This window comes from Cellulomonas algicola, from assembly GCF_019024305.1.
GTDB classification, from domain to species: Bacteria; Actinomycetota; Actinomycetes; order Actinomycetales; family Cellulomonadaceae; genus Cellulomonas; species Cellulomonas algicola.
Window position 1 is genome coordinate 68,368 of record NZ_JAHKSJ010000018.1, and the last position, 18,681, is coordinate 87,048.

The 18,681-nt window shown below is 73.8% G+C and carries 11 protein-coding genes and 1 tRNA gene; 6 read left to right on the top strand and 6 right to left on the bottom strand.

What is annotated here, in order from left to right; genetic code table 11:
• Positions 1–44: 44 nt before the first annotated feature.
• Genes imuA' through KOV94_RS14935 form a run of 4 tightly spaced genes read left to right on the top strand, consistent with a single transcriptional unit; the run spans position 45 to position 8,028 of the window.
• Positions 45–1,151, top strand: a complete 1,107-nt coding sequence (imuA', locus tag KOV94_RS20770) for a DnaE2-dependent mutagenesis accessory factor ImuA' (protein WP_225916750.1) — start codon at positions 45–47, stop codon at positions 1,149–1,151.
• A gap of 10 nt (positions 1,152–1,161) precedes the next feature.
• Positions 1,162–3,198, top strand: coding sequence for a DNA polymerase Y family protein (locus KOV94_RS14920; RefSeq protein ID WP_218052471.1), 2,037 nt, complete (start codon positions 1,162–1,164; stop codon positions 3,196–3,198).
• Positions 3,191–7,099 (top strand): PHP domain-containing protein, encoded by a 3,909-nt coding sequence (locus KOV94_RS20775; protein WP_225916751.1) that lies wholly within the window; start codon positions 3,191–3,193, stop codon positions 7,097–7,099. Before KOV94_RS14920 ends, KOV94_RS20775 begins: the two co-directional genes overlap by 8 nt.
• 44 nt (positions 7,100–7,143) lie before the next feature.
• Positions 7,144–8,028, top strand: a complete 885-nt coding sequence (locus KOV94_RS14935) for a dihydrodipicolinate synthase family protein (RefSeq protein WP_218052472.1) — start codon at positions 7,144–7,146, stop codon at positions 8,026–8,028.
• A gap of 38 nt (positions 8,029–8,066) precedes the next feature.
• Here KOV94_RS14935 and KOV94_RS14940 read toward each other — a convergent pair whose 3' ends face one another.
• A complete protein-coding gene (locus KOV94_RS14940) occupies positions 8,067–9,293 on the bottom strand; it encodes an AI-2E family transporter (protein ID WP_218052473.1) in 1,227 nt (408 codons plus the stop codon).
• A gap of 154 nt (positions 9,294–9,447) precedes the next feature.
• On the opposite strand from KOV94_RS14940, the gene KOV94_RS14945 reads away from it, so the two are divergent.
• Positions 9,448–9,530 (top strand) — tRNA-Leu (locus tag KOV94_RS14945).
• Positions 9,531–9,610: 80 nt separating this feature from the next.
• Here KOV94_RS14945 and KOV94_RS14950 read toward each other — a convergent pair.
• From KOV94_RS14950 to KOV94_RS14970, 5 genes are all read right to left on the bottom strand, one after another.
• Positions 9,611–11,284 (bottom strand): GH39 family glycosyl hydrolase, encoded by a 1,674-nt coding sequence (locus KOV94_RS14950; protein WP_218052474.1) that lies wholly within the window; start codon positions 11,282–11,284, stop codon positions 9,611–9,613.
• Between the two features lie 65 nt (positions 11,285–11,349).
• A complete protein-coding gene (locus KOV94_RS14955; protein WP_218052475.1) occupies positions 11,350–12,381 on the bottom strand; it encodes an alpha/beta hydrolase in 1,032 nt (343 codons plus the stop codon).
• Complete coding sequence (locus KOV94_RS14960; RefSeq protein ID WP_218052476.1) at positions 12,378–14,012, bottom strand: glycoside hydrolase family 43 protein; 1,635 nt, start codon at positions 14,010–14,012, stop codon at positions 12,378–12,380. The genes KOV94_RS14955 and KOV94_RS14960 overlap by 4 nt, the downstream gene beginning before the upstream one ends.
• Complete coding sequence (locus tag KOV94_RS14965) at positions 14,012–15,556, bottom strand: alpha-N-arabinofuranosidase (protein ID WP_218052477.1); 1,545 nt, start codon at positions 15,554–15,556, stop codon at positions 14,012–14,014. Before KOV94_RS14965 ends, KOV94_RS14960 begins: the two co-directional genes overlap by 1 nt.
• Positions 15,557–15,624: 68 nt before the next feature.
• A complete protein-coding gene (locus KOV94_RS14970) occupies positions 15,625–16,629 on the bottom strand; it encodes a LacI family DNA-binding transcriptional regulator (protein WP_124342272.1) in 1,005 nt (334 codons plus the stop codon).
• A gap of 384 nt (positions 16,630–17,013) precedes the next feature.
• On the opposite strand from KOV94_RS14970, the gene KOV94_RS14975 reads away from it, so the two are divergent.
• Complete coding sequence (locus KOV94_RS14975) at positions 17,014–18,675, top strand: extracellular solute-binding protein (protein ID WP_235843383.1); 1,662 nt, start codon at positions 17,014–17,016, stop codon at positions 18,673–18,675.
• Positions 18,676–18,681 lie beyond the last annotated feature (6 nt).

An 18,681-nucleotide genomic window follows, 5' to 3' on the forward strand; every position in this document is an offset into this window, starting at 1 on the left:
CCGCAGGTCACAGCGGTGTACGTGCGTGCTGGAGGTGGGTGCCGATGGCGGCGAGCGTGCTGTCCGAGCAGGCACGGGTCGAGCTGGCCCGGGCCGTGCTGGCGCACGCCGAGCTGCGGACCGGGGCACGCAGCGTCCGGGTCGGGACGCGCCCGGCCGAGCCGTCCGCGAGCCCTGCCGCGGGCACCCGGCACGGGTCGGAGACCGGGTCCACGCCGGCCGGCGGCGCGCCCGTGCCGTTCGCGGCGGACCCGGTGCGCGGGGCGACACGTCCGTCGTCGGGTCTGCTGCCGACGCACCGTGCCGACCGGTCCACGGCGTCCGCGACGCCCGGCGCCGTGCCCACCGACCGTGCCGTGTCGCCGCACGGCGTGCCCGTCGACCACACCGCGTCGCCGCACACCGCCCCCGCCGACCGCACCCTGTCGTCGCGGGCCGCGGACGAGGCGTGGGCACGGTCGCACCCGACCACGTCCGTGCCCCGGCCCGCCGGGGTGCTCGCCGCCGAGCGGCCGCCGCTGCCCGTCCCGGACCGGCTCGCGCCGCTGCTGCCTGACGGGCTGCGCCGCGGTGCGACGACGGCCGTCGTGGGATCGACCTCGCTCGTCCTGGCGATGCTCGCGCACGCCTGCGCGGGCGGGGCGTGGGCGGCCGTCGTGGGGCAGCCGACCGTGGGGCTGCTCGCCGCCGCGGAGGCCGGGGTGGCGCTCGAACGGCTCGCGCTCGTGCCGCGGCCGGGCCAGGACGCCGCGACCGTCGTCGCGGCGCTCGTCGACGGCATCGACGTGGTGCTCGTCGGGCCGGACACCGTGCTCACCGACACCGACCGGCGCCGGCTGTCCGCGCGGGCGCGCGACCGCGGCGCGGTGCTGCTGTCGAGCGTCGCGTGGCCGGGCGCGTCGACGGTGCTGACCGTCGAGGCGGGCCGCTGGTGGGGCGTCGGCGCGGGGGACGGGCGGCTGCGCACGCACGAGCTGCGCGTCACACGGTCGGGGCGCGGCGGGTCGGCCGTGCCGCTGTCCGTGGACGTCACGCTGCCGCTGTCGGCGGACAGCCCGTCCGTCCCCGTCGCGCCGCCCGCGGCGACGGTCGTGCCGCCCGAGGTCGTCGACGAGCAGCAGCCGGCCGTCGGCCTGCGGCTCGTGGGTTGAGAGGCGCGTCGTGAGCACCCGCACCACCGTCCTCTGGGTCCCCGACTGGCCCGTCGTCGCCGCGACCACCGCCGACGAGGTCCCCGCGCACCTGCCCGCCGCCGTGCACGACGGCCGGCGCGTCACCGCCGTCTCGGCGCTCGCGCGCGTCGAGGGGGTCCGTCGCGGCATGCGGCGTCGGCAGGCGCAGGGGTGCTGCCCCGAGCTCGTGCTGCTGCCCGCCGACGACGCGCGCGACGTGCGCCTGTTCGAGCCGGTCGCGAGCGCCGCGGAGACCGTCGTCGCCGGGATCGAGGTCGTGCGCGCCGGTCTGCTGCTGCTGCCCGCCGGGGGTGCCACCCGGTACCACGGGTCGGAGGACGTGCTCGCGGAGCGGCTCGTCGACGCCGTCGCCGCGCGCGCGGGGCACGAGAGCGCGGTCGGCACCGCCGACGGGCTGCTCGCCGCGGTCGTCGCCGCGCGCACCGGGGCCGTCGTGCCGCCGGGCTCGTCGCCCGCGTTCCTCGCCGCACGCGGGGTCACCGAGCTCGTGCACGCCGCCGTCACCGAGGACGCCGCCCAGCAGGTCGCCGACCTCGTCGACCTGCTGCACCGGCTCGGCCTGCGCACGCTCGGGCAGCTCGCCGCGCTGCCGACCGGGGACGTGCACGCGCGCTTCGGGCGGCTCGGCGTGTGGGCGCAGACGCTCGCGCGCGGCGACGACGAGCGCCCACCGGCCCGTCGCCGCCCCGAGGCCGACCTCGAGGTCGTCGCCGAGCTCGACCCGCCCGTCGACCGGGTCGACACCGCGACGTTCGCCGGCCGCCGGCTGGCCGAGGACCTGCACGCGCAGCTCGTGCACCGGTCCGTGTCGTGCGGGCGCATGCAGATCGCCGCGCGCACCGACGACGGCACCGACCTGGTCCGCACCTGGCGCACCGACCTCGGCGGGTTCGGCGGGCTGACGCCGCAGCGCATCACCGACCGCATCCGCTGGCAGCTCGAGAGCTGGCTGTCGTCCACGGCCGTCGCGACCGCCCGCAGCCGCGCGCAGGACGCCCCCGAGCGCGTCCGTGCGGCCCGTGCGCGCGCCGCACGTGCCCGGGCCGCGCGCGACGGGTCGCAGGACCCGTGGGCGTTCGACGACCTCGTCGACGAGCCGTGGGTCGACGACGACGTCCGGCCCGTGACGCTCGTGCGGCTCGCCGTCACCGCGCTCGACGTCGCCCCTGCGGGTGCGGAGCAGGGCCGGCTGTGGGGCGGCCCGTCGGGCGGCGACCTGCGGGCGCACCGCGCGCTCGACCGCGTGCAGGGGATCGTCGGCGGGCAGGGCGTGCTCACCGCGACGCTCCAGGGCGGTCGCGGTGTGCGCGACCAGGTGCACCTGCAGCCGTGGGGCGAGCAGACGCAGGCCGTGCGCGCCGCCGACCTCCCGTGGCCCGGGCGGCTGCCGGACCCGGCTCCCGCGACCGTCCTCGCACGTCCGCTCCCTGTCGACGTGCGCGACGCCGCCGGGCGGCCCGTGGTCCTCGACGTCCGCGTCGGGCTGCGCGGCGAGCCCGCGACGGTCCGCTGGCCGCTCGCGTCGGACGCCGACGTGCCGTCGGGGGCGCGGGCGTCGGCGCGCTCGGCAGGACCGGGCGCGTGGGGTCCCGGTGGGACGGCACGTCCGTCGGCGTACCGGACGTCGTCCGCAGACGGCTCGTCGGGCCACCTCCCGTCGTCCGCTCGGCTCGCGCCGTCGGCTCGTCCCGGCTCGTCCGCGCGGTTCCCCTCGTCGGGCGGTCTCACGTCGGCCGACGGGTTCCTGGCGTCCGACGGGTGGCCGTCCGGCGGGCCGCGACCGGGTGCGGGTGTCGCGTCGGACGACGGACCCGGCGAGCCGGGCGGAGTGCGCGAGCGGGCGGTCGTCGGGTGGGCGGGCCCGTGGCTGTCGAGCGAGCGCTGGTGGGGGACCGGAGGACGGGGCGGCGTGCGCGGGCACCTGCAGGTCGCGTTCGACGACGGTGACGCGGTGCTGCTCGCCGGCGACGCGGACGGCTGGACGTGCGAGGCGACGTATGACTGACAACTGGCTGGCGCCCGACCGCTCGGCGGTACCTGACGTCTCCCGCACGTCGCGGGCCTCCTTCCCGCCGCGGTACGCCGAGCTGCACGTGCACTCGGCGTTCAGCTTCCTCGACGGCGCGAGCCAGCCCGAGGAGCTCGCCGCGGAGGCCGCCCGGCTCGGGCTCGGCGCGCTCGCGCTCACCGACCACGACGGGCTGTACGGCGTCGTCCGGTTCTCGCAGGCCGCGAAGGCCGTCGGGCTGCCCACCGCGTTCGGCGCCGAGCTGCACCTGCCCGCCCCCGACGGCCGCAAGCACGCGCGGGAGCGCACGCGCGCCACCCCGGGGCTGCCGGTGCTCGACCTGCCGACGGGCGTGCCCGACCCGCGCGCGTCCCACCTCCTGGTGCTCGCGCGCGGACCCGCGGGGTACCGGGCGCTGTCCCGGTCGATCGCCGAGGCGCACCTGCGCACGGGGGAGAAGGGTGCCGCGGACTACCGGCTGGAGGAGCTCGCCGCGAACGCCGCGGGCCAGTGGCTCGTGCTCACGGGCTGCCGCAAGGGCTCCGTGCGGCGCGCGCTCGCGGGCGGCGACCCGTCGGGCGTCGGCGGGGTCGCACCGGGGGGTCTGGACGCCGCACGCACCGAGCTGGACCGGCTCGTCGCGCTGTTCGGCCGGGACAACGTCGCCGTCGAGGTCACCGCGTCGGCCGACCCCTACGACTCCGAGCGGGCCGACGCGCTCGCGTCGCTCGCCGCCGACGCGGGCCTCCCGCTCGTCGCGACGGGCAACGTGCACTACGCGACGCCGCGCGACGCGGACCTCGCCGCGGCGCTCGCGGCCGTCCGGGCCCGCTCGTCCGTCGAGGACCTCGACGGGTGGCTGCCCGCGGCCCCCGTCGCGCACCTGCGGTCCGCGGAGGAGATGCTCGCGCTGCACCGGCGGCACCCGTCGGCGGTCGGCACGGCCGCGGCGCTCGCGGCCGAGTGCGCGTTCGACCTGTCGCTCGTCGCACCGCAGCTGCCGCCGTACCCGGTCCCGGACGGGCACACCGAGGCGACGTGGCTGCGCGAGCTCGTCCGGCAGGGCGCGCTCGAGCTGTACGGGCCGCCCGACGACGAGCGCGTGCCCGGCGCGTACGCGCAGCTCGCGCACGAGCTCCGCGTCATCGAGGACCTCGGGTTCCCGGGGTACTTCCTCGTCGTCTACGACCTGGTGAAGTTCTGCCGCGACCACGGGATCCTCGCGCAGGGCCGCGGCTCGGCCGCGAACTCGGCGGTCTGCTACGCGCTGCGCGTCACGGCCGTCGACGCGGTGCGGCACGGGCTGCTGTTCGAGCGGTTCCTCGCACCCGAGCGTGACGGGCCGCCGGACATCGACGTCGACATCGAGTCCGCGCGCCGCGAGGAGGTCATCCAGTACGTCTTCGAGAAGCACGGCCGGTCGCACGCCGCGCAGGTCGCCAACGTCATCTCGTACCGGCCGCGCTCCGCGATCCGCGACGCGGCCCGGGCCCTCGGGTACGACGCCGGCCAGCAGGACGCGTGGGCCAAGTCCATCGAGCGCTGGGGCAGTCTGCGTCCGCCGGAGCCCGCACCGGCACCCCCGCCGGCACCCCCGTCGCCGGCGCGCCCGACACCGCCGCCGCCCGCCCCGCCGGGACCGTCGGGCCGGCGGCGGTCCGCCGAGACCCCCGCCGCCGGACCGCAGGGGGTTCCGGCGGCGGGCCGTCCCGACCGGTCGCACGACGGCCGTGCCGGGTCGCCCGGTCGACCGGACGACGGCCGTGCCGGATCGCCCGGTCGACCGGAACGCCCGCACGACGGCCGCGCCGGATCGCCGGGCCGCCCCGACCGCCCGCACGACGGGCACGTCGGACTGTGGCCGCCGGAGGGCCACGGTTCGGGGGGTGAGCCGCACGACCGGGCCACGGCCGTCAGCACGGCGCGCGACGAGCGGCGCCGTGCCAAGGCGTCGATGTGGGGCAACACCTACGAGCCGCCGCCGGTGCTGACGCGCTCACCGCGCGGGACCGAGGTGCCGGGGCTCGCGACGTCCGACGGCCACGACGTCGTCCCCGCGGTGCTGCCGCCCGCGGCGAGCGACCTCGACGAGATCCCGGAGCACGTCGTCGACCTCGCGGACCGGTTCCTGCGTCTGCCACGCCACCTCGGGATCCACTCGGGCGGGATGGTGATGTGCGACCGGCCCGTGATCGAGGTGTGCCCGGTGGAGTGGGCGCGCATGCCGGGGCGCACGGTCCTGCAGTGGGACAAGGAGGACTGCGCCGACGCGGGACTCGTGAAGTTCGACCTGCTGGGCCTCGGGATGCTCACGGCGCTGCGGCTCGCGTTCACGGACGTCGAGAAGCACGAGGGGGAGAAGCTCGACCTGCACGCGTTGCCCGCCGAGGACGCACGCGTCTACGACCTCCTGAGCGCGGCGGACACCGTCGGGGTGTTCCAGGTGGAGTCACGTGCGCAGATGGGGACGCTGCCACGGCTGCGACCGCGCACGTTCTACGACATCGTCATCGAGGTCGCGCTCATCCGGCCCGGGCCGATCCAGGGCAACTCGGTGCACCCGTACATCGAGCGCGCGCACGGCCGGCAGGCCGTCACGTACCTGCACCCGCTGCTGGAGAAGTCGCTCGCCAAGACCAAGGGCGTGCCGCTGTTCCAGGAGCAGCTCATGCAGATGGCGATCGACGTCGCCGACTTCACCCCCGCGGAGGCCGACCAGCTGCGCCGCGCGATGGGCTCGAAGCGCTCGACGGAACGCATGGAGGCGCTCAAGGGGCGGCTCATGTCGGGCATGGCGTCGCACGGCATCGGGCCGGACGTGGGGGAGCAGATCTACGAGAAGCTGCGCGCGTTCGCGGACTTCGGCTTCCCCGAGTCGCACGCGTACTCGTTCGCGTTCCTCGTGTACGCGAGCGCGTGGCTGAAGGTGTACCACCCGGCCGCGTTCTACGCGGGGCTGCTCGCGGCGCAGCCGATGGGCTTCTACTCGCCGCAGAGCCTCGCCGCGGACGCCCGCCGGCACGGCGTCGAGGTGCTGCGGCCCGACGTGCAGGCGTCCGACGTGCAGGCGTGCGTCGAACGCACCGGCCCGACGCCGCCGGACGGGGAGCCGCTGCTGGTCCCCGCACCGAGCGGCACGGGACCGGCCGTCGCCGCGGGTGTGCGGACGGGCGCCGACGCGGACGTGCCGCGCTCGCTCGCGGTGCGCCTCGGGCTCGCGTCGGTGCGGTCGGTGGGGGAGGACGTCGCGCAGAAGGTCGTCGACGAGCGCGTCGCGCACGGCCCGTTCGCGGACCTGCGCGATCTCGTGCGGCGCGTCCGGCTGACCACCGTGCAGGTCGAGGCGCTCGCGACCGCGGGTGCGCTCGACAGCCTCGGCTCGACCCGCCGCGAGGCGCTGTGGGCGGCCGGGGCGCTCGCGCAGGAAGGGCCGGACACGCTGCCCGGGGTGAGCGTCGGGGTCGCGGCGCCGACGCTGCCGGGGCTCAGCGACGTCGAGGTCGCGACGGCCGACGTGTGGGCGACGGGCGTGTCCGTCGACTCCTACCCGACGCAGTTCGTCCGCGACGGCCTGGACGAGGCGGGGGTGCTGCGCGTCGTCGACGCGTTCCGCCACGAGCCCGGGCGACGGGTCGCCGTCGCGGGGGTCGTGACGCACCGGCAGCGTCCGGGCACCGCGGGCGGGGTGACGTTCCTGTCGCTCGAGGACGAGACCGGGCTGCTCAACATCGTGTGCTCCGCGGGTCTGTGGCAACGGTTCCGACGCGTCGCGCGGACCTCCCGGGCGCTCGTCGTGCGTGGTCGCCTGGAACGGTCCGACGGCGCGACGAACCTCGTCGCCGAGCACCTGGGCGTCCTGTCGCTCAAGGTCCGCTCCACGTCCCGCGACTTCCGCTGACACACCCGACGCCCTGGCGACGGGTCTTCGCTAGCCTCCCGCCCATGCTCGGACCCCTCGCCGCGTACCTGCCCACCCCGCGCACCGCCGACGGCGGCGTCGCCCCCGGCGTGCTGGCCGCGCTCGCGGACCGCGCCGTCGCTGCCGGAGCGGACGCGGTCGCGGTGCTCGGGTCGACCGGCGGCTTCGCCTACCTGAACGGTGGTGACCGGGCGCGCGTCGCGCGGGCCGCGGTCGAGGCGGTCGACGGCCGGGTGCCCGTGGTCTGCGGGATCGGCGCGCTCACGACGGCCGACGTGCTCGGCCACGCCGCCGCCGCGCGCGCCGCGGGCGTCGACGCGGTGCTGCTCCCGCCGATGTCCTACCTGCCGCTCACCGCCGGCGAGGCGCTCGCGCTGTACCGGGACGTCGCCGCGCTCGCGGAGGTGCCCGTGTGGATCTACCACAACCCCCGCACGACGGGCCTCGAGCTCACGGTCGACGACCTCCTCGCGATCGCCGCGCTGCCCGGTATCGGCGGCCTCAAGGACCGCGGCCTCGACGCCGCCGACGTCCGCACGCGCTGCGCCGCGCTGCTCGCCGGTGTGCCGGCGCACGTCGAGGTCGGGTTCAGCGGTGACGCGCTCGGGTCGCAGGCGCTGCTCGCGGGTGCCCGGACGTGGCACAGCGGCCTCGCGGGCATCCTGCCGGGCCCGTGGGTCGCGACGGCCGCCGCTGCGGTCGCCGGTGACGTCCCGACCGTCGACGCGTGGACGCAGCGGCTCGCCCCGCTGACCACCCTCGGTGCGCGATGGGGGGCGATGCGCCTCGCGGGCGCCGTGGCCCGGCACGTCGCGCTCGACCTCGGCCCGCTGCCCGCCCCGCTGCTCGACCCTCCGGCCGTCGTGCTTGCGGAGGTCGAGGCGGCCGTCGAGGCGGCCCTGGCCTGACACCCGCCGCGACGCGCCCGACTGCCGCCTGCCCGGGTTCAGCCGTGCGCGGGCGTGCTCGCGGTGTCGTCGTCGCTGGTCGGCCGCACCTCGTCGTCCGCCTCGTCCTCCTCCATCGGCGGGTCGAGGGTCCGCAGGCGGGAGAAGATCGCCCAGACGACGGACACGAGCGGCACGGCGATGACGGCGCCAAGGATCCCGGCCGTGAGCGTCCCCGCCGTGACGGCGAGCGCGACGACGACGGGGTGCAGCGACACCTGCTTGCCCATGACGAGCGGCTGCAGGATGTGCCCCTCGAACTGCCCGATGAGCGCGATGCCGATGCCGACGATCGCCGCGGACCACAGCCCGTTCGCGGCGAGCGCGACGATCATCGCGATGATCATGGCGGCGGGTGCGCCGACCAGCGGGATGAACGCACCGATCATGACGAGCACCGCGAGCGGCGCCGACAGCGGCACGCGCAGGATCGTCAGCAGGATGAACGCGAGCAGGCCGTCGGTGACGGCGATGATGACCGTCCCGCGCGTGTAGCCGGAGAACGTGTACCAGCCGGCGCCGCCCGCGACCTTCCAGGTCTCGCGGAACCGCGTGGGCAGCTGGTTGAGGAACCAGGTCCACATCTCCTGCCCGCGGGCCAGGAAGAACACCGTGCAGAAGATCGCGAGCGCGAGCGCGGTGAAGATCTCGACGACGGACCCGGCACCGGCTGCGGCCTGCGACGCGAGGTCGCCCGCGTGGTCCTGCACCCACTTCTGGGCGTTGCTGATCCACTCGGCGATCTGGTCGTTCGTGATCGTGAACGGCAGCGACCCGCTCTGCAGGAAGTCGGTGATCTGCGAGATGCCGTCGCTGAACTGCTTCGTGAGGTCGTTCCACTGGTTCGCGATCGAGTACCCGATGTAGGTGAGCAGCCCGACGAAGAACAGGATCCCGCCCAGGATCGCGAGCGCCGTCGCCAGCCCGCGCCACATGAACCGCGACAGGAAGTCGACGATCGGCCGCAGCACCGCGCTGAACACGAACGCGAGGAACACCGCGATGAACAGCAGCTGCACGCGGGACGTGGCGTAGAACACGAGCGCGACGGCCGCGAGCACCACGAGGAGCCGCCAGGACACTCCCGCCATGACCCGCAGCCAGTGCGGTGCGGTGTGCTCGACCCCGTACACGCTGGGGTTGCGTCGTGCCCCTGCCACCTTGCGGGCTGCCGGGTTGCTCGGGCCGGTCAGCCCCTTGCTCCCGGTGCCGGTCGCCTCGGCCATGAACCCCCCGCCACCTCGGACTCGATCCCCGGCGCTGATGCCCAGGCCGGTGGCGTCAGTCTGCACCCCGGGGCCGATGCATGCCCGGCCGCCGCACCGTGCTATCTTTTCTGCCGCACCTGAGGGAGCCCACGGGCCCCCGGACGGTCCACCTGTCCGGGTGGCGGAATGGCAGACGCGCTAGCTTGAGGTGCTAGTGCCCGAAAGGGCGTGGGGGTTCAAGTCCCCCTCCGGACACTCGTTGAGACAGCGAACACGAAGGGCCTCGATCCACGGATCGGGGCCCTTCGTGTGTGTGCGGGCAGCCCGGACACCCGTCACCGCGCCGCGGCGGCGCCGGCGACCGCCGCGGGGGTGACCGGGACGACGGAGGCGACGGCCCAGGCGGGCAGGTCGAGGTCGATCTCGAGGACGCCCGACTCCCGGACCGTGATCGTCCACCGGCGCAGGTCGTCCGCGACGGCCTTGAGCGCGGCGGTCTGGGCGCGGGTGAGGTTGAGCGGCTCGCCCATCTGGTGCCACGCCTCCGCGGCGTTGCCGTGCTCCCAGTCGAGCTGCTCGACCTGGAACACCGTGCCCGGCTCGAGGCCGGCGATCGTGTGGCGGACCCGCCGGGCCGTCCCGATCTCCCGGTACGCGCGCGTCGCGGCGTAGGAGTCGTGCTGCTCGACGCCGCGGGTGCCCATCTCGGCGGGGTAGTTCAGGAACACCGCGGACACGCGGCCGTCGTCGGACGAGCGCGTGATGATGCCCTGCTCGTCCTGGTGGACGACGCGGTCGCCCAGCCGGTTCAGCATCGCGACGGCGTGGAACGTGGGCTTGTGGATGCCCTGCTCGTTGACGAACCCGAAGCCGCCGTGGAACGGGCCGAGCCCGGCGCCGCCCTCCTCGAAGATGTCGGTGAACGTCCAGTAGGAGATCGAGTCCGCCAGCGCGGCGCCCTTGAGGAGCGCGCGCGTGATGTACGTCGCGGCGAACAGGGTGTCGTGCGTGCGGTCCCGGCTCGACGGCGAGCTCGACCACTCGGTGATGTGCAGCTCGGCGTCGGGGTACGGGCTCGCGGCGATGAGCTCGCGCATGAGGCGCAGGTCCTGCTCGGTGGCGTCGACGTGGCGGTGGATGGCTCTGAACCCGCTGCCGGTGCCGTCGGCGGCGTAGTCCGTCGGGTAGAGGTGCGTCGAGAGGAAGTCGAGCGGGAGGTCGCGCTCGGCGCACCACTCGACGAGCTCGCGGACCCAGACCGGCTGCCAGTCGAGCGCGTCGGGGTCGGGTGCCTGGCCGGTCGCGAACTCGGCCGCGCGGTCGTAGGTCTCGCCGGCGTAGCGGGCGTCGGGCACGAACACGGACGTCGACGGCCCGCCGACCTTGAGCTGCGGGTCGATCGCCTTCAGGGCGCGCGCGGTCGCCTCGTAGAGCTCGAAGTACTCGGTGCGGGTGCCGGTCCAGAAGTGGGGGACCAGGTTGGGCTCGTTCCACACCTCGAACCGCCACTGGCGCACCTCGTCGAGGCCGTACCGCTCGATCCAGTGCCGCACCGTCTCGCTCACGAGGCGGACCCACTCCGCCATGTCGGTGGGCGGGCTGCAGTGCGCCTTCCACCAGAACAGCGTCTCGGTCTGCGTGGCCAGGTCCCGGGGCATGAACCCGAGCTCGACGAACGGGCGCGCGCCCGCGTCGAGGATCGCGTCGAACACCATGTCGACGTAGCTGAAGGTGATCGGCGGCTCGGGCAGGACCTCCGGCGGGGCGAACCCGCCGCCGTAGGTGGCGCGGTACACGAACATGTCGTCGTGGAACAGGCCGTGGAACCGCACGGACCGGACCCCGAGCACGTCGACGGCCTCGCGGAGGTGGGCCTGCCAGTCGGCGCGCAGCGCCTCGTTGGCCCGGCCCGCGCCCACGCACCGGTTCCACACGTGGTGCAGCGGCGCGTCCGTCGGCGGCGCGCCGTCCACCCGGAGCGCGTCGAGCGCGTGCGCGTCGTGGGACATGGAGATCTCCTTCGGTCCACGCGGTGCCTCCTGCGGTCCGTCGCGGCCGGGCACCGTCCGTCGGGTCAGGTTCGGGGGGTCGAGTGCTGCCGATCCGCGGCGGCGTGTGCACCGAGCCGCCCGGCGAGAGCGTCCAGGGTGTCCCGCGCGGACGCGAACCCCACCCAGTCGAGGTGGCCGTGGGGCACGCCCGCCCGGGTCACCTCGACGACGTCGACGCCGGCGGCGCGCAGGCGCGTGCTGAAGTGCTCGCCGCTCGCCCGGAACGCGTCGCACTCGGCGTTCTCCACGTAGGTCGCGGGGAAGCCCTCGAGACGCGCCGCCAGGCCGGGGAACGCCTCGTCGTCGGACTGCTTCGGCTCGTGCCCGAGCACCGTGCGGTTCGTGGCGTCGACCATCCACAGCGGGAGCTGGAGCGCGCGCGGAGCAGAGTCGACCGCCGCGCGGAGCTCGGCTCCGAGCTCCGGCACCCGGGCGTGCAGCATCGGATACACCAAGAACGTCTGCCAGGGCGCCCGGCCGTCCTCGACGGTCCGCAGGGTCACGGCCGCGGCGAGGAAGGCGCCCGCGCTCGCGCCACCGATCGCGACCCGAGCCGTGTCGACCCCGAGGCGTGCCGCGTCCGCGCGCACGGCGTCGAGCACGGCGCGGCAGTCGTCCTGCGGGACGGGGAACCGGACGGGCTCGCCGCGCTCGTCGACGCGGTCGCCGACGGTGCCGCCGAGCTCGGGCATCACCGGGCACAGGCGGTAGTCGACCGACACGACCACGGCGTCCGCGCGGCCGGCGACGCCGCGGGCGACCTCGTGCGCCTCCGCCATGTCGAGGTCGCCCCACGCGAACGCGCCGCCGTGCATCCAGACCAGGCACGGTCGGCCGCGTTCGGGTGGCGGGCCCACCGGCGTGTAGACGCGCACGGGCACCGGGCCGTGCGGGCCGGGGACCACCTGGTCGACCACGGTCAGGTCCCAGTCCTCGGGCGGCCCGAACGGTGCCTTCCACCGCGCGACGACCGCCTCGGGGATCTGCGTGAAGTCCGGGTGGTCCTCGACGAGGTGGCGCCGCGCCTCGAGCTCGGGCACCAGTCGTCCCGTCATGGCCGCATCCCTCCGATGTCGTCGCCGACGCGGAACCAGTCGACGTCCACGTGCCCGCCGGTCTCGGCCGTCGCGTAGCAGAAGATCGCGAACCGGTACCCGGTGAAGTGGTCGAGGCTGTACTCCATCGCCAGGTCGTCGCCGATCGGCGTCCACGCATCACCGTCGAGCGAGTACGCGAACGAGGCGCGGTCGGCGGCATCCCGGAAGTCCACGTCCACCCGGAGCAGGACCGTCTCAGAGGTCAGCGGCACGGGAGCGCTGGTGAAGGCCACGCCGCCGTTCCGGTCGGCACGGCGCATGACGAGCCGGCGGGCACCGTCGGCCATCTCGACCGCCACGTACCCGTACTTCTGCTGGAGCGCGGACAGCCCGGCGACGTCGCCGTCCACCATCGCGGAGACGTCCAGCGAGATCGCGGCGGCGCTCGCGGGCCCGTACGTGCGCTGGGTGAGCGTGTTGCGGGCGTCGAGGATGCCGGACGCGATGCTGCCCGTGGTGAGCCGCAGGTGGCCGGGCCGGTCGGTGAGCGACCAGAACCGGTGGTCCGGGTTGTGGTTCCACTGCCATGTGAGCCCGAGGCTCGACCCGTTCCAGGCGTTCTCGTCCGACGCCGTCAGCGCACCGGCACCAACGGCGTTCCAGTAGCCGGCCGGCGTGGGTGCGTTGTCGAAGTCATCCGAGACGAGGAGCTCGGTCGCCCCCGCCGACGTCGCCGTTCCCGGGAGCGTCGTCCCGGCGTCGAGCGTGTAGACCGGCCACCCGTCCTCGTCCCAGGTCACGCGCGCGAGCTGCGGTGCGCGCCCGAGCGGCCCCTCGTCCTGGAAGAGCATCGCGTACCAGTGCCCGTCGGCCGCCTGGACGACGCCGCCCTGGGCGACGCCGTCGCCGGGGCGCCCGTCGACCGTGACCGCCTGGCGGAGCACGACCCTGCCCTCCCAGGTCCCGCCCTGGGACTGCGGCGTCAGCGACGTCGACCGCCACACGACCTCCTGGCGGATCCCGTCCGTCGGCCACTCGATCATGAAGACGTAGTAGTGGTCGCCGATCTTGTACGCGTGCGCGCCCTCGGCGTCCAGGCCGCTGGTCTGGTCGACGTTCGCGTCGTCGACGAGCCGCGTCGCCGGACCGTCCCAGACGAAGGTCCCGTCGTCGTCCCGGCGGAGCCGGCGCAGGTCGATCACCCCGCCGCCGTAGACGAGGGAGGTGTCCCCGTCGTCGAACAGCAGCGACTGGTCGTGGGCGTAGCCGTCGAGGACCGACCGCGTCCACGGGCCGTGCTCGATGCTCGGCGTCGCGTAGACGTACGTCGTGTCGGTGGTCAGGCTGCCGACCGAGACGTAGAACGTGCCCTCGTGGTACCGGATGCTCGCGGCCCAGCTGCCCCGCCCGTAGGCGTTCTGCCCGTCGCGCAGGGCGAGCGCGTCCGTGTCGTCGAGGATCGCGCCGGTGTAGCCGACGATCGACCAGTGCACCAGGTCGCTCGAGCGCATGATCGGCACGCTCGGCGCGAAGTACATGGTCGTGCTGACCATGTAGTAGTGCCCACCGTCGTGGACGACGTCCGGGTCGGGGACGTCCGCGACGATGACCGGGTGGGCGAAGGTGAGCGCCCGGTCGCCACGCTCCATCAGCGCAGGGCCAGACTGACGGTGACGTAGGAGTGGGCGGGGAGGTCGACCTCGAGCCCGCGCGCGTGGGGCCGCACGTCGTCGTACGCGGTCGGCCGGACGGCGTCGAGCTGCTCCGGGGTGTTGTGCGCGTCCAGGGCCGCCGCGGTCAGCACGCGCGCCTCGTGCCCGACGACGTCGCGGCCGCGCAGGTCGAGCACGACCGTGCGGGCGGTGTCGGCGTCGAGGTTCGACAACGAGACCAGCGCGGTGTCGCCCTTGACCGACGCGGACGCCGAGACCAGCGGGAGCTCGGTCCCGTCGACGGTCCGGGTCTGCACGTCGCGCAGGTGGACGGCGAGCGCGGCGGCGTCGTGGTGCCCGCGGTTCATCGCGAACACGTGGTACGTCGGCGTGAGCACCAGCGCGCCGGTGTCCGGGTCGGTGAGGATCATCGCCTGCAGCACGTTGACCGTCTGCGCGATGTTCGCCATCACGACCCGCTCGGCGTGCCGGTGGAACGCGTCGAGGTGCACGGACGCGACCAGCGCGTCGCGCAGCGTGTTCTGCTGGTACAGGAACCCGGGGTTCGTGCCCTTCTCGACGTTCCACCACGTGCCCCACTCGTCGACGACCAGGCCGACCTTGCGGTGCGGGTCGTACCGGTCCATCACCGTCGAGTGGCGGGTGAGCAGCTCCTCCATGCGGCGAGCCCGGGCCATCGTCGTGTACCACTCGTCGGTGCTGAAGCCGGTGGCGTCGCCCTTGTCGCCCCACGAGCCGGACATCGTGTAGTAGTGCAGCGACAGGGCCTGGAACGGCCGGGCCGGCTCGGCCGGGTCGGCGGCCAGGTCGTCGAACGACCGCATGAGCGTCTCGGTCCAGTGCAGGTCCGACTCGTTCGCGCCCGCCGCGATCCGGTACAGCGCGTTCCCGCCGTGGTCGCGCGAGTACGTGGCGTACTGACGGGCCAACGACGCGAACTGCTCCGCGCGCAGGTGCCCCCCGCACCCCCACGCCTCGTTGCCCAGGCCCCAGAACGGCACGCGCCACGGCTCGTCGCGCCCGTTCGCCCGCCGCAGCGCCGCCATCGGCGAGTCGTCCGCCCGGGTCAGGTACTCGACCCAGTCCGACATCTCCGCCACGCTGCCGGACCCGACGTTCCCCGACACGTACGGGTCCGCCCCGAGCAGCTCGCACAGGTCCATGAACTCGTGGGTGCCGAACGCGTTGTCCTCGACGACGTCACCCCAGTGCGAGTTGACCATCCGGGGCCGCTGCTCGCGCGGGCCGATCCCGTCCCGCCAGTGGTAGTCGTCGGCGAAGCAGCCGCCCGGCCAGCGCAGGTTCGGGATGTGCAGGTCCCGCAGGGCCGCGACGACGTCGGACCGGATCCCGCGCACGTGCGGGACGGGGGAGTCCTCTCCGACCCAGAACCCGCCGTAGACGCACCGGCCCAGGTGCTCGGCGAAGTGCCCGTACACGTGCCGGCTGATCGTCGCACCGGGCAGGTCGAGGTCGATGATCGCTGTCGTGCGGGTCGGCGACGGCACAGAGGTGCTCACAGGGGTGGGTCTCCTTTGACCGGGGGAGCGAGGTGGGGTGACGCGGCGGGCCGCGCACGTGCGTGTGGCTAGTCGCCACCGCGGGTGGATCCACGCACCACGAGGCGGACGGGTGCGACGACGTGCTCGGCAGGACCGGTCCAGCCCGACATCTGGCGGTGCAGCAGACCGACCGCCGCCTGGGCCACGCCCTCGTGGTTGGCGTCGACCGACGTGATGCCCGGGGGGACGAAGCGCGACATGTCGAGGTTGTCGAACCCGGCGAGCTGGACGTCGACGGGGACGCGCAGCCCGTTGTCGACCAGCGCGGACAGCGCCCCGAGGGCGACGATGTCGGTGACGGCGAAGACGCCGTCGAAGGGCAGCCCGGAGGCGATGACCTCGAGCATCGCGTCGCGACCCCCGAGCGACGTGTAGTCGCTGACGGGCACGACATAGGCCGGGTCGGCGGCGAGGCCGGCGTCGCGGCACGCGTTCTCCCACCCGACGCGGCGGTCCGTGGTCATCATGTGCGCGGCGTCGAACGAGCAGCCGAGCGCCACGATGCGGCGCGAGCCGCGCTCGATCATGTGGGCCGTGGCGAGGTGGGCACCCGACTCGTTCGCGAGGCGCACGTGGTTGAGGTGGTCGGGCACGTCGCGCTCGCCCAGCAGCACGATCGGCTTGGCGGTGCGCACCCGCGCCAGCTGCTCCAGGTCGAGTCCGGCGACCGACAGCAGGACGCCGTCGTAGATCTGGAGCCGCGCGACGCTCAGCGCCTCCATCTCCTGCTCCGCGTCGGCGCTCGTCCGTTCGAGGACGAGGTGACGCCCCTCCGCCTCGATCAGCGGGGCGACCTGGTCGGCGAGCTCGCCGAAGTAGTCGTGGAAGCTCGGGACGACGAAGGCGACGGTGTCGGTCCGTCCGGCCCGCAGGTGCCGCGCCGTCAGGTTGACCTCGTAGCCGAGGGCTTCCACAGCCGCCATGACGCGGGCGCGCGTCGGCTCGTTGACGGGGAGGCGCTCGTTGAGGACGTTCGACACGGTCATGACCGAGACGCCGGCCGCGCGGGCCACGTCCGCCATCCGCACCATGCGCGTCCTCCTCTCCCGCGACAGTCTGCCAGTCCAGCCTGCGCTCGTCGGACCCGGAGGTGTCTCGCCACGGCGCCGGGGCGCGCTCACTATATCGATAAAAAGTTGGTCCGCAAGACCCTCGTCACGGGCGACGTCGAGGGAGCCCCGGTGCCGTCGGGGCCGGGTGTGACCGTGACCATCTCGAGACCTTCGAAGGGCTTGACGGTTCGTGGGGGCGTCTCTACTTTAACGCTAAAATCCCGCCGGGATGAGGACGCCAAGCCCGAGCTCGCGTCCGATGTGCACGGGTTCCCGTCAAGGACGACCGGAACTGTTCTCAAGGGAGAGACCTCGGTGCGTACCGCTAGAACGAAGTTGTCAGCTCTTGTCCTGGTCGCCGCAGTGTCGGCCGGACTGGTCGGGTGTACCTCCGACGCCCCCGACGAGGACCCGAAGGACGTCGTCATCCCCGAGGGGGAGCTCGCGGACCAGTCGGGGACGCTCACCCCCAGCAACCCGACGACGCTCACGACCTGGATCACGACGGCCTCGCAGGCCCCGGCCCCCGACAACAAGATCACGAAGCTGCTCGAGGAGAACCTCGGCGTCACGCTGAAGTACGAGATCGTCACGCCGGACGCCGTGGACCAGAAGATCGGCGTCATGCTCGCGGGCGGCGAGTACCCCGACCTGGTCGGCACCACCGACCTGAAGATGCGTCTGCTCGAGGGCGGCGCCCTCCTGCGTCTGGACGACATGCTGGAGACGGGCGACTACCCGAACCTCTCGACGCACGTCGAGGACGACCTCAAGAAGATGAGCTACTCGGGCGAGGAGGTGGACCCGGGCCTGTACATCTTCCCGAACTACAACCGCTTCTACGGCGAGGTCACGGGCGGCACCTACTACGGCCCCGCGTTCTGGATCCAGAAGCGTGTTCTCGAGGACGCAGGCTGGCCGGACCTCAGCACCATGACGCTCGACCGCTACTTCGAGCTCATCGCGAACTACAAGGCGAAGAACCCCCAGACCGACGGCGCCCCGACGGTCGGCTTCGAGGTCCTCGCGTCGACGGGCCGTGAGTGGGGCATGACCAACCCGCCGGCGCTGCTGGCCGGCTCGCCGAACAACGGTGGCGTCATCGTCGACGACGACGACCACGCGGAGATCTACGCCGACAAGGACATCGCGAAGGACTTTTACCAGGTCCTCAACGAGCAGTACAAGGCGGGTGTCGTCGACCGCGAGTCCTTCACCCTGACGTTCGACCAGTACACCGCGAAGCTCGCCACCGGCACCGTCCTCGGCATGCACGACCAGGGCTGGAACTTCCAGACCGCCACCGACTCGCTGCGCAGCGCCGGCAAGGACGAGTACACCTACGTGCCGCTCATGCCCGTCTACGACGGTGCAGAGCCATGGTACGCCGACCGCCCCGTGATGAACACGAACCAGGGCTTCGGCATCTCCGTCTCCAGCAAGCAGCCGGAGAAGGCGATGAAGTTCCTCGACCTGATGCTCAGCGAGCCCTGGCAGAAGGTGCTCTCGTGGGGCGTCGAGGGCGAGGACTACCAGGTCGGCGAGGACGGGATGTTCACGCGCACCGAGGAGCAGCGGGCCAACGCGCGCGACCTCACCTGGCGTGCCTCCAACCGTCTCGAGGCGCTGCTCGACGTGCTGCCCAAGCACAACGGCCAGTTCTCCGACGGCAACGCCTACAGCCCCGACGACCAGCCCGCCGAGTTCTTCGCGACGCTGACCGAGTACGACCGCGGCGTCATGGAGAAGTACGGCAAGAAGACCTGGCTCGAGTTCATGAACCCGCAGCCGGAGAACCCGAAGTACTACCCGGCGTGGAACATCACGCTCTCCGACGAGGCCAACGAGGTCAACCAGCAGCTGACCGACGCCAACGTGCAGAACCTGCCGAAGATCATCGCGGGTGACCCCGCCGAGTTCGAGGCGGGCTGGAAGGCCTACGTCGACACGATCAAGAAGATCGACGTCGAGGTGTACGAGGACGCCATCAACGCCGGCATCCAGGACCGTCTGGAGAACTGGTAGCAGTCC